Below are 11,835 nucleotides of genomic sequence, written 5' to 3'. Positions count from 1 at the left end.
AGCGGCGGCGCGCGGCCCCGGACGAAAATCCAAAACGCACCGTGCACGCGTGGGTGAAAGCCGATTGTGCCGAAAGTCAGGAAAGTCTGCCGTGTCTACCCTCACGCGAGGCGGGGATAACCGCGCTTCACGGCGTCCGTTTCAATGTCGAGAATGCTTGCGTAGTCGTCGAGTGGTCGATTGGCAAAGCCATCGAGCTTGAGCCGTTTTGCCAGCGGACGATCCTCCGCGATGGTGTCGGCGAGAGCGATCGCCAGCGCCTCGATGCCGTCCGGCGGCACCCGTTTCGATGCAATCAGCGGCAAGCCGGGCGCGCTTCGCGTCGCGCCGATTTCGACCACGCCGCGGCCGAGATGGGCAAGCTTGTCAAGCACGAATGCGAAGGTCACGCAGTCGATGGCGGCGATATCGGCGCGGTCGTCCAGCAGGACTTGCAGCGACGCCAGGTGCCCGCCCGTTTCGATCACCGACGCGAAGAACGGACGCCCGCCGGCAAGCGGCGCGACGGCGCTGCGCAGCAGGTTCATACCGCTATTCGAGTCGGGGTTGTTGAACGCCGCGCGCAGTCCGCGGCATGCCGCGAGCGACGTGACACCCGCCGCGGTCCTGGCGACCAGAACGCTGCGATAGTCGCCGCCCGCGCAGCCATCGACGGAAAAAACGGGCGTTGCGACAAGCTGCACGCGTCCTGCGAGCGCTTTCACCAGCGGATAGCCGCATGTCTGCGACAGCAGCAGGTTCTCACGCAGCCAGAATTCGTCCAGGGATGTCGCGGGATCGACAATGGCGAGCGTGTCGCCGCGTGCCTCGAGCCAAGGCCGCAAACGGCGATGGACATGGTCGAGCAAAGCGCGCCAGTCGTGGGCGAGTGCCGGCGTGACGTTGTACATAGGTAACGCGGCCACCCAGTTCATGCAGGTTCTTTCCCATTCCACCGACGAAAACCTCGTCGGAGAGACACATCAGACAGGCTGCGCCGCGTCGTCGCCAAGCGTTGCGGACCCAGCCACGGAAGCCCGAGCCAGCGCAATCTGATCGGCTCGCACATTAAGCGCGTGAAGCGGATGCAACGCGGGTGCAACCGGTTGCACCACATGCCGCACCAGCCATTCCTGATAACCGCGCACAATAAAGCTGCCATTGCGCTGCAGATACGCGTCGCGGTGCTCATGATAAACGTTAGCCAGCGCGAACCAGGGCACGCTCGGCAAGTCGTGATGAACCGAGTGAAAGTTGTTGTTGAGAAACAGAAGACGCCAGACCCACGATGCTTCGTTGATGACCGTGCGTTCGGGGATGTTGTCGGCGGCGCGATGTTCCTGGAACGAACGGATCGCACTCAACGCAAGCGCCGGATAACCGACGCCGAGTATGAAGAGCGCCGGACTGATGCCGCATCGGCGGTCGAGCCACGCCGCGAGCAGTCCGAGCAGGACGAGATGCAGGGCCCAGGCGCTTGCGATGCGGCCATTCCCTCGCGCTATCCGGGCGACTGCGTACATCATCGTTTCCACGATGGAAAACCACGGGCCAAGCACGATGCGGCCGAAGAACGTGTTGCGGATAACGAGCAGAAACTGCACCGCCGCTCCGGCACTGCGCCAGCGTTCGGCGGAGACGAACCAGGTTTCCGGATCGAGATCGGGATCGGTGAGATGAGCGTCGTTGTGATGGCGCAGATGCGATTCGCGATACACCGCGTAGGGAAACCAGACCGCGAGCGGGGCGACGCCGAGCAGTGCGTTAAACAGGGGAAAATGCGTCGGATGGCCATGCAGCAGTTCATGCTGCAAGGACAGATACAGGCACGACAGCACAGCCAGGATGCTTACGGCCAGGGGCATTCCTATCGACCGCGCATTGAGCGCCGTCGCGAACCAACCGCCATACACAGCCACAATCAGAAACCAGGTCGGCCACTCGCTGCGCCAGCGCCAGGACGCGCGTAGCTGATGAATCCGATGGCGTTGAGCATCGTCGATATAAAGGCTCATGGCAATTCTGTAACGGAACGAGCCACGATCTTAGCGGCGCTGCGCTGCCTGCCAAACCAAGCATTCCCGCTAAGCTTGTTCCCGTGTGAAGAATCGGCGTGCCAGAGTTGCCCGCTGGGAACCTGCCTGCCTTTTACTATGGGCGAACGGACGCGCCCCATTATTGGCGATCAGACAAATCACGCTATGCTTGAATCCTTCCTGACCCTTTGCCATTCCCCAGCTTGCAAAGAATGACTAAACCGCCCGCGCCGACATCCTCGAATGCCCTTCCAATCCCATCTTCCCGCCCGGGAATATTCACGGCAAAAACACTCTGGATGCTCGGTGCACTTGGCGGCTTCAATGTGCTTGCGTGGGTCTGGGCATTCGTCGCATTCCACGCTTATCCGATGCTGCTCGGCACCGCGCTGCTCGCTTATTCGCTGGGCTTGCGGCATGCGGTCGACGCCGATCACATAGCGGCTATCGACAACGTCACGCGCAAGCTCATGCAGCAGGGACAACGCCCGCTTGGCGTGGGCTTTTTCTTCTCGCTTGGGCACTCCACCGTGGTGGTGCTCGCCACAGCGCTGATCGCAGTCACGGCGCTGGCAATGCAGGGCAGCCTGGCGTCATTCAAGGAGATCGGCGGCGTGATCGGCACGGTGGTGTCCGCGCTGTTCCTGTTCGCGATCGCGGTCATGAACCTGTTCGTGCTGCATGGCGTATGGCGTGCGTTCAGGCGCGTGCGGCGCGGCGAGCCCTATCAGGAAGAGGATCTTGATCTGCTGATCGGCAACCGCGGTTTGATCGCCCGGTTGCTGAAACCGTTGTTCCGCCTGATTACGCGCAGTTGGCACATGTACCCGCTGGGTTTGCTGTTCGGCCTCGGTTTCGATACCGCCACGGAGATCGGCTTGATGGGCATTGCGGCGGCCGAGGCTGCGCGCGGCATGCCGCTGTGGTCCATTCTCGTGTTCCCGGTCCTGTTCACGGCAGGCATGTCGCTTATCGATACCGCCGACAGCATGCTGATGCTCGGCGCCTACGGCTGGGCCTTCATGAAGCCGATCCGCAAGCTTTACTACAACCTCACGGTGACGCTGATCTCCGTGGTCATCGCTGTGCTGGTGGGCGGTATAGAGACGCTTGGGCTGATTGCGGACAAGCTGCAACTGAAGGGCGGTATCTGGGATTTCGCGGGCGCGTTGTCCGATCATTTGGGCACGCTCGGTTATGTGATCGTGGGCGTGTTTGTCATGACCTGGCTACTCTCTGCATTGATATACAAATGGCGCGGCTATGATTCGCTCGATCGCGAGGTTGCGCGCTGAAACGAGCGGGCTGCCGCCGCAAGCTTCTTAATGAACCTTCGAACCCACGATCGATAAACACACCTGATCGTTTTACTTTGAACACGACTTCGGGCGGCTCGAAAGCCGCGCTCGATTACGCGCGTGGTGCGCGATGGCGAAAGCGCCGTAGTTACGCCGCTTTCGCCCAAAGCCTGTTGGTCGTTCTTTTGCGCCCCGAGGTGGGGTCGCCCTGCGGTTGCGAAAGGGAGTCCAGCACCTTGCGTAGCGCATCGATACGGCGCCGTTGCGCCGGCACCAGCACGTAACCGGTACAGACTGCGGTCAGCCGTTCGTGCCAGTATTCGACGTTCAGCGTGCCGGCCGCTTTCTGACTCATCGCCCGCAACTGGCCGATTGCACGTTCGATGTGTTGAAGCTCCGCGTCGGCCTGTGTCGACGTTCCTGGACCTTCCGAGGTCGGACATCTTTTGGCTTTCATCTGCGCCCCCATGCTTGCCGGCGTCCTTCAGGCCACGCTGTCGATTCTCTCGATGACTGGCGTGGCCGTTGCGGCGTCCGGCTATACCTCTTCGCCTGCGCGTCTATGTGCGCGTCGGGCGGCCCCCGGTTTGATGCGACCGTTGATGCATGGTCGCAAGCGCCGGATACGCGCACCGTCTGAAATCGCACATTGAAGGCCATCGATAACCGTGCGAAGACGCAAAGCGCGCGAATAAACGGGCAATGCAAACGTTTTCGGTGCGCTGGCACACGAAGGGGATGCGCCGAACAACGCTATTGTCCGGCGGCGCAATGCTTAACGTAGGACGTTGGGGCGGAGCGTAGGGAGCGTAGGGAGCGTAGGGAGAGGAGCGAACCGGGCTTCACTGACGACCGACCGGTGACGATTGCCACTGTCTCAGGACATCGAACAGATGCTTGACAGCTCGTCACTCGTCCCCTGGAATCCGCGACTTGCCGCTGCGTTTGATCTGCTCGTCCATCGCCAGGTCGAGCTTGCTGACGCGTCGCGGTTTCTCGGGCTTGAGCGCGTTCACAAACGCCACGAAATCGTCCATGGTCTGCGGTGCGGAAAGTTTCTGCTCACCGCTTGCCGCCCGGTCGACGAGATAAAAAAGCCCGCCGCTCAAGCTGACGGCAGCATAGTGCGGGTTGCCGGAGCGTGTCTTGAGACGCTCGACGGCGTTGATGGCTTTAGTCGAACGCACGATCAGTCGACCAAAAAAGGTCGTGCTGCGAACGGGCCATCAAACACCTCATCAAAACACCTCAAGGCGCGCATTTCTTGCTCGCGCCTTCAAGCCATAGATTCGACAGATGGCGCTCGCCCGGATAAAACCGATACGACGTTTCGCCGTTATCGAAGCGAACCTTGATCACGTTGGAGTCGCCGAATTCGAGCATGGTGCCCTGGGGAATCGGCGTTTTCTTGAACGTCGCGTTGTGTTTCTGCGCTTCGTCCGTCAGGCATTGAACGATGCTCGCCACCGACGCGCTGGTCGCCGTTTCCACTTCGGGCTGGCCGGCATCGGCGTTATGAAACTGTGCACAGGCTTGCAGCAGGAACAAGGGGAGCGCGAGAGCGCCGACAATCTTTTTCATGGTGTCCTTCAAAGTTTTCGACTGACTTTTTCGTCGAATTTCGGCTAAGGCAATCTGCCATTACATCACGGCGGCCTTACGTTTTCCGTCCGCGTGGACCCTGACTAACCGTGACGAAAGCTCGCCGGCGCTCATGCATCCGGGGGCACGCCGAGAAGCTGCATCGTACCGCCAACCACGCCTGAGAACACCGGCCCGGCGACGGTGCCGCCATAGTAAGCACCCGCCGAGGGTTCATCGATCATCACGGCAACGATCACTTGCGGATCGCTCATCGGCGCCATGCCGACGAACGACGCGCGATACTTGTTCGCCGCATACGTACGCCCGACCTGCTTGCGCGCCGTCCCGGTCTTCCCGCCCACGCGATACCCGTCTACTGCTGCCGCACGTCCCGTGCCACGGGGTCCCATCGCGAGTTCGAGCATGTCGCGCACGGCCGCCGCCGTCGCGGGTTTCGTCACCTGTACCGGGTCAGGCGTGACCTGGCCGCGAATCAGCATCGATTGCCGGAACTCGCCGGTTCCCGCGTAAGCCGTATAAACCTGCGCGATCTGCAACAGCGACAACGAGAGGCCGTAGCCGTAGGCCATGGTTGCCTGCTCGATCGGCCGCCAGCGTTCGTACGCCCGCAAACGCCCGGTCGCAGCGCCCGGGAAGGTCAGGTCCGGCGCACGACCGATGCCGTATTCGCGATACTTGTCCCACACCGTTTGCGGGCGAAGCTTGAGCGAGAGTTTGGTCAGCGCGATATTGCTCGACATCTGCACGGCTTCGGAGACCGTGATGACACCGTGGTTCGATGTATCGTGGATCACGTTCGGCCCGAGCTTGAACGTGCCTGGCGAGGTATCAATGCGCGTGTCCGGCCGCACATGCCCCATGTCGATAGCGAGCGCCGCCACCAGCGGCTTGATGGTCGAACCCGGCTCGAACGTGTCGGTCAGCGCGCGGTTGCGCAACTGCTCACCGGTCAGCCGCGTGCGGTCGTTCGGATCGAAGGTGGGATAGTTCGCGAGAGCAAGGATCTCGCCGTTCTTCGCGTCGAGCACGACCACGCTGCCTGCGCGTGCGCGATGCTTCGTGATCGCCGCCGCCAGTTGCGTGTGCGCAAGCTGCTGGATGCGGCGGTCGATGGTCAGATGAATCGTCTCGCCATTCTCCGGCAACTCGACTTCGCCGATCTCCGACACCACTCGCCCGAGCCGGTCGCGAATCACCTCGCGCTGACCGTGTTCGCCCGTCAACCGGTCGTTCGCCGCGAGTTCGATGCCTTCCTGGCCCTTGTCCTCGTTATCGGTGAAACCGACCACGTGGGCCGCCGATTCCCCTTCGGGATAGAAGCGTTTTGTGTCGGCCACGAGCGTCACGCCCGCCAGCCCGGTTTCCGCGATACGCGCGGCGGTGTCGGCATCCACTTGCCGTTTCAGCAGCACAAACGAGCGCTCCGCGCCTAGGCGGCGTGCCAGTTCTTTCTCGGGCATGCCAAGCAGGCGGGCGATAGGCGGCTGGGTCTGCGGATCGAAGCGTGACGGCGTTGCCCAGATGGCGTAGGTTGCGAGACTCACGGCCAGTATTGCGCCGTTGCGGTCGACAATGCGCCCGCGCGTCGCGCTGAGTTCCAGCGTGCGTTGATAACGCTTTTGCCCCTCGCCGATATAAAAATCCTGGTTCACGACCTGCACCCACAGCGCGCGCGCCGCGAGCGACGCGAACGCACCGAACATCAGCAGCACGACCAGCGTGGAGCGCCATCGCGGCAACCGGCTTTCGAGCACGGCATTTTTCACGGGCGTCCGATAAGATTCATGGGCTCGCTTGGCGGTTTTACGCATCGCGACGAATCAGGACGGGGTGGATACGGACGACCGGATGATGCGCTCGAGCACGGTGTCGAGTCCGCCGGCTGGGGGCGAGGTTTCGTTATCGGCCAGCGCGAGCCCGAACACGTCTTGCAGTACGCCGCGCAGTTCGGCGGCCGTTGTCAGTTCGCGCTTGGCTTCGAAACCACTGGCCTTGCCGCGTCGCGTCAGGGTCGCGTCGAACAGGGTCCGGCGTTCACCGGGCATCACCCGCGCCACGATCAGGTGGTTCAGGAATATCGACTCGGGAAAGGTCGATACATAATGGTTCGCCATTGCGTAATCGGCGGGAAATTGCGGTTCGAGGTCGAAACGATAGATCGGCTTCCAGGCATCGCCGAGTTTCACCTGTAGCAAGAAATCGCCGCGCTCGATCAGGTCGATGCGAAACGTCTCGTGCGGTGTCGTCTGTTCGCGGCCGGTGTCGAACAGCAGCGGGGCGCTCAACGTCATGCTGCCGAAGCCGACGTCCGTCAGCCAGGTTTCATCGGGCGTTTCGACCAGGAGCATCATGTGGGTGCGCGGCGGCATCGCGGCCGGGTCGCTCCACATCACGCGCGCGGCAAGGCCGGTGGTTTCGAAGCCGAGCGTGTTGAGCACCGCGCGAAACAGCAGGTTGTGTTCATAGCAATAACCGCCGCGCCGCGCCGTCACGAGCTTCGCGAACACCGACTCCAGGTCGAGACGCGGCGTGCGCCCAAGCAGCGCGTCGAGGTTTTCGAACGGGATGGCCTGCGGATGCAGCCGATGCAGCGCGTGCAGGGTATCGGACGTGGCCTGGTGAGGCCCGCGATCTGGCGCGGAATAGCCGATGCAGCCGATGCGGTCGAAATAGGCGGCGAGTTGTGCCGGGGAGAGTGTTTGATTCATGTGAAACTCCTGCCCTGATAAGGGAAACGAGGCCGGGCGAGCCGCCGCGAGGTGCCGACATTCTACGGCACAGCCCCCGCGCTGATTACATATTGCATACGCCGGATGGCATAAGCAGGCCGATTGGCCGGGATTTTGAACTGTGAAGCGGCCAACATGGTCTTTAATAGGCAGTGCGCTCAACTCTTTTTTCAAAGAACCCTATGTCGACCTCACTCGCTACCGCAACCTCCTCGCCGCCACTGGCTAAGCATCCCGCCCCGCCGTGCACGCTGGTCATCTTCGGCGCAGCCGGGGACCTGACCAAACGGCTGCTGATGCCGGCGCTGTACAACCTGTCGTCGGATGGCCTGCTCGACGACAGAATGAAGATCATCGGCGTGAACCACGGCGAACTCGAAACGAGCGTGTGGCGCGACCAACTGACTGATTCGCTTAAAAAATTCGCCGCCGATAAAGCCGGCGCTTTCCATACCTCGAAACTCGACGAGAAAGCGTGGAACTGGGTCGCGGACCGCCTGCAATACGTAGCAGGCGAGTTTGAAACCGACGACGTATTTAACAAGCTGAAGCAGACGTTGGGCGACAACGGAAATGTCATTTTTTATCTCGCCGTCAGTTCGCGCTTCTTCAAGCCGATCGTCGAGCGGCTCGGCAAGGTCGGATTGTTGAAAGAGAGCGAGCAGGGCTTCCGGCGCGTGGTGATCGAAAAGCCGTTCGGGCATGACTATGCCTCGGCGAAGGATCTGAACGAGAGCATTCTCAAGTTCGCCGGCGAAAACCAGATTTATCGCATCGATCACTTTCTCGGCAAGGACACGGTTCAGAGCATTCTCACCGTGCGCTTCGCCAACGCGCTGTTCGAGCCGATTTTCCGGCGCGAATACATCGATCACGTGCAGATCACAGCGGCGGAAACCATTGGTGTGGAAGGGCGCGGCGGGTTTTACGAGCAGACCGGCGCTTTCCGCGACATGCTCCCGAACCACCTGTTCCAGTTGCTCGGCATGGTCGCCATGGAACCGCCGAATTCATTCGACGCCGAAGCCGTGCGCGACAAGAAAGCGGAAATCTTCGACGCCATCCAGCCTCTGAAACCCGGCGACGTCGTGCTCGGCCAATACGAGAAATCGCCGACGATGGCGGGGTATCGCGAGGAACCCGACGTCGCGCCGGACAGCCAGACGGAGACCTATGCGGCGGCTCGGGTGTTTGTCGAAAACTGGCGCTGGGCTGGCGTGCCGTTCTATCTACGCACCGGCAAGCGGATGACGGCGCGGCGCACGGAGATATCGGTGCAACTGAAAGCGGTGCCATTCCTGTTGTTCCGCGATACAGCCGTGGATAAGCTCGTGCCGAACGTGCTGACCTTGCGCATCGACCCGGAACACGGCACGACCTTCGATTTCAACGTGAAGGTTCCAGGGCCGGTGATGCAGATCGGGGCGGTCAAGTCATCGTTCAAATATGGCGATTTTTTCGCCGAGAGACCGAACGTCGGATACGAAACACTGCTGTACGACTGTATGCTCGGCGACGAAACGCTGTTCCAGCGCGCCGACAGCATTGAAACGAGCTGGGCGGCGGTTGACAACGTGTTGCATCCCGAAGGCGGTCCGTTGCCGGTACATGGCTACACCGCGGGCCGTGCGGGACCGAAGGAAGCCGACGCGCTGCTGAATGCCGACGGTCGCGCGTGGCGCCCGCTGGCCGACGAACACACTCAAGACGACAAGAACTAAGGAGAACAGCATGGGGACGGCAGCACGCAAGACAGCAGTGAAAAAGACGGCCGCAAGCAAGACAGCAAAACGCAAAAGCGCGAAAGAACGGATTCTAGCCATCGATGTGGGCGGCACTGGCCTGAAGGCTGCCATCATCGACGCACACGGGAAGATGGAAACCGAGCGGCTAAAAGTGGCCACGCCGCATCCGTGCCCGCCAGACGTGCTGGTGGAAAAACTGGTGGAGCTGGTCGGACCGCTGGTAAAGCCGCTGCCGCCCACGCAGATCTCGATCGGTTTTCCGGGCGTAGTACGCGACAACCATGTGCTGACCGCACCGAATCTTGGCAATGAATACTGGCGCAACGTGCCGCTCGCGCAGATGCTCGCCGAGCACTTGGGGAACCTGCCGGTGCGCATCATCAACGACGCCGAAATGCAGGGGCTCGCTGCCATCGACGGTAAAGGTATCGAGCTCGTGCTGACGCTCGGCACGGGCGCCGGCACCGCGCTTTTCCGCGATGGCGAACTGATGCCGCATCTCGAACTGGCGCACCATCCGGTGAGCAAGAACAAGACGTACGACGAATATATCGGCAACGCGGCGCGCGACAAGGCGGGCAACAAGCGCTGGAATCGTCGCGTGGAGAAGATCATCGGCATCCTGAGTTCGCTGGTGAACTACGACAGGCTGTGGATCGGCGGCGGCAATGCGGCCAATCTCAATTTCGACTTGCCGGGTAACGTGAAAGTCGTGTCGAACGAGGCAGGCATTGAAGGCGGCGCGAGGCTCTGGCACCCGCGCTCCGTGCGCGAGACGCGGCAATTACCCGCGGGAGCGTTCGAATGACAGCCATCGGCGCTACCGGTTTGAAGCTCACTGCCGGTCATGGCGACCCGGAACAGGCCTTGGCCGCGTTGGCCAAGATCGAACTCGTGATCTCCGATTGCGACGGCACGCTGCTCTACACGGACAAGTCGCTCGGTGAGGCCGCGAAGGAAGCCGTGCGCAATCTCACCGCCGCGGGCGTCCAATTCACGGTAGCGAGCAGCCGGCCGGGCAAGGGCATGCATTCGATCGTGGAAACGCTGGGAATCAAGACGCCGTTTGCCGCTTTCAACGGCGGCAAGCTCGTCGATCCCGCCGGCTGGAAAACGTTGAGCGCTCATTGGCTGCCGCGTGACGCGGCGCAGACGGCGCTGCAAAGCCTGGAGCGTGACGGGATCGACGCGTGGGTGTTCATCGACGACCAGTGGTACATCACGAATCCCGGCGGCGAATACGTGCCGTTGGAACGCCGGACGGTCGGATATGACGCTGTGGTGGTCAAGCGTTTCGAAAATATCGATCTGAATTCGATCGAAAAGATTGTCGCGTCGACGAATGATGCGGCGCTGCTTCAGCGCAAGGAAGCCGAGTTCCAGGACACGCTCAAAGGCCGCGCGATGGCGATGCGCTCACAAACCTATTACCTTGACATCACGCATCCGCTCGCGAACAAGGGCGAGGGCGTGCGCGAACTGGCGCGGCTTGCGGGCGTTGCGATGGAAAATGTGGCGGTGCTGGGGGACATGGGCAACGACGTCGCCATGTTCGATGTGGCGGGCGTGTCCATTGTGATGGGGCAGGCGTCGGCGGAAGTGCAGTCGCACGCGACGTTTGTGTCGGCCACGAACGACGGCGACGGCTTCGCCGCAGGCCTCAACGGATTGCTGGCGGCCCGAAAGGGGCGTTGATTTGTTTTGAATAAAAACAACGCGCCTTAAAGAACAAAGCGAGGATAAAGCAGAATAAAGCGCGTGAGAGAGCGGCATCGGCGCCATGCGATGCTGACTGGCAGCATCCAGCGGCGGCGCCGACGAAGCTTGGCTCTCGACTCTGACGCACAGGACTGTGCAGGACTCGCCTTAACGGCGCGCCACGACAGCCTTTTTGCTTAGCGGCGACGCATTTGCGGACGCTGACCACCGCCGCCGGTCGCGCGTTCGTCCTTGTGCCGGAAGTTGATCCGGCCTTTCGTCAGGTCATACACCGACAATTCCAGCGTCACGCGGTCGCCCGCGAGAATCCGGATGTGGTTCTTGCGCATGCGGCCCGATGCGTACGCGCCCACGACCACGCCGTTGTCCAGCGTCACGCGGTAGCGGCTGTCGGGAAGCACTTCGTCAACAATGCCGTCCAGCTCGAGTAACTCTTCTTTCGCCATATAAAGCTCCTTAATTCATTGATTCGTTGCGATTGTATGCGAGACCGGCCCGACCTCGCGATGCCTTTTGATGCCTAACTGTCGCGCTTAGTCACAGATCCGCAACAGTCTGGCCGTCGATCTGGCCGTCGATCAGCTTTTCCGCATGCAGCAAGCACGCCCGGCGCGCCTGACCGCCGTTTTCGAACGATCCCGTCTGCGCGATCCGGAACACACGGCTTTCGCCCGTTGCTTCCTCACCGGCCGGCGGCGCGCGGCGGATGCGCACCGACGCCTCA

General features: G+C 61.6%; 12 protein-coding genes and 1 pseudogene. 4 read left to right on the top strand and 9 right to left on the bottom strand.

The genetic code is table 11. From position 1 onward, the window contains the following. Window positions 1-101: 101 nt before the first annotated feature. Window positions 102-914: a phosphate/phosphite/phosphonate ABC transporter substrate-binding protein gene (locus EOS_RS11535; protein WP_047846770.1), complete on the bottom strand. Its 813-nt coding sequence runs from the start codon at window positions 912-914 to the stop codon at window positions 102-104. 48 nt (window positions 915-962) lie between these two features. Beyond that, window positions 963-1,994, bottom strand: a complete 1,032-nt coding sequence (locus tag EOS_RS11530; RefSeq protein WP_047846769.1) for a fatty acid desaturase — start codon at window positions 1,992-1,994, stop codon at window positions 963-965. A gap of 320 nt (window positions 1,995-2,314) precedes the next feature. Here EOS_RS11530 and EOS_RS11525 point away from each other — a divergent pair, with 320 nt between their 5' ends. Beyond that, on the top strand, window positions 2,315-3,310 hold the full coding sequence (locus EOS_RS11525) for a HoxN/HupN/NixA family nickel/cobalt transporter (RefSeq protein ID WP_087881921.1): 996 nt from the start codon (window positions 2,315-2,317) through the stop codon (window positions 3,308-3,310). 151 nt (window positions 3,311-3,461) lie between these two features. Here the strand turns inward: EOS_RS11525 and EOS_RS11520 are convergent, their stop codons facing one another. The 5 genes from EOS_RS11520 to EOS_RS11495 form a co-directional block, all read right to left on the bottom strand. After that, the gene (locus EOS_RS11520; protein WP_047846827.1) at window positions 3,462-3,770 is read right to left on the bottom strand and encodes a hypothetical protein; all 309 of its coding nucleotides are present in this window, start codon (window positions 3,768-3,770) and stop codon (window positions 3,462-3,464) included. A 451-nt stretch (window positions 3,771-4,221) separates the two neighbouring features. After that, window positions 4,222-4,500, bottom strand: a complete 279-nt coding sequence (locus EOS_RS11510; RefSeq protein WP_047846767.1) for a hypothetical protein — start codon at window positions 4,498-4,500, stop codon at window positions 4,222-4,224. Window positions 4,501-4,561: 61 nt separating this feature from the next. After that, entirely contained in the window at window positions 4,562-4,894 is a 333-nt protein-coding gene (locus EOS_RS11505; protein ID WP_047846766.1) for a hypothetical protein, read from the bottom strand. 131 nt (window positions 4,895-5,025) lie between these two features. Beyond that, on the bottom strand, window positions 5,026-6,729 hold the full coding sequence (locus EOS_RS11500; RefSeq protein ID WP_047846765.1) for a peptidoglycan D,D-transpeptidase FtsI family protein: 1,704 nt from the start codon (window positions 6,727-6,729) through the stop codon (window positions 5,026-5,028). 9 nt (window positions 6,730-6,738) lie between these two features. Next, window positions 6,739-7,626, bottom strand: coding sequence for an arylamine N-acetyltransferase family protein (locus EOS_RS11495; protein WP_047846764.1), 888 nt, complete (start codon window positions 7,624-7,626; stop codon window positions 6,739-6,741). A gap of 203 nt (window positions 7,627-7,829) precedes the next feature. On the opposite strand from EOS_RS11495, the gene zwf reads away from it, so the two are divergent. From zwf to EOS_RS11480, 3 genes are read left to right on the top strand one after another with little or no spacing between them, the layout of a single operon-like run. After that, window positions 7,830-9,368 (top strand): glucose-6-phosphate dehydrogenase, encoded by a 1,539-nt coding sequence (gene zwf, locus EOS_RS11490; protein ID WP_047846763.1) that lies wholly within the window; start codon window positions 7,830-7,832, stop codon window positions 9,366-9,368. A gap of 10 nt (window positions 9,369-9,378) precedes the next feature. Further along, a complete protein-coding gene (locus EOS_RS11485; protein ID WP_082163313.1) occupies window positions 9,379-10,200 on the top strand; it encodes an ROK family protein in 822 nt (273 codons plus the stop codon). Beyond that, on the top strand, window positions 10,197-11,087 hold the full coding sequence (locus EOS_RS11480; RefSeq protein ID WP_053063843.1) for a Cof-type HAD-IIB family hydrolase: 891 nt from the start codon (window positions 10,197-10,199) through the stop codon (window positions 11,085-11,087). The genes EOS_RS11485 and EOS_RS11480 overlap by 4 nt, the downstream gene beginning before the upstream one ends. A gap of 200 nt (window positions 11,088-11,287) precedes the next feature. Here the strand turns inward: EOS_RS11480 and infA are convergent, their stop codons facing one another. After that, complete coding sequence (infA, locus tag EOS_RS11475; protein WP_047846762.1) at window positions 11,288-11,557, bottom strand: translation initiation factor IF-1; 270 nt, start codon at window positions 11,555-11,557, stop codon at window positions 11,288-11,290. A 91-nt stretch (window positions 11,558-11,648) separates the two neighbouring features. Next, window positions 11,649-11,835 (bottom strand): annotated as a pseudogene (locus EOS_RS47000) (hypothetical protein); the annotation flags it as partial.

This window comes from Caballeronia mineralivorans PML1(12), from assembly GCF_001028175.1.
In the GTDB taxonomy this organism is placed as follows: domain Bacteria; phylum Pseudomonadota; class Gammaproteobacteria; order Burkholderiales; family Burkholderiaceae; genus Caballeronia; species Caballeronia mineralivorans.
The sequence above is the reverse complement of the archived record's forward strand: the minus strand, read 5'-3'. Positions and strand labels throughout refer to the sequence as shown.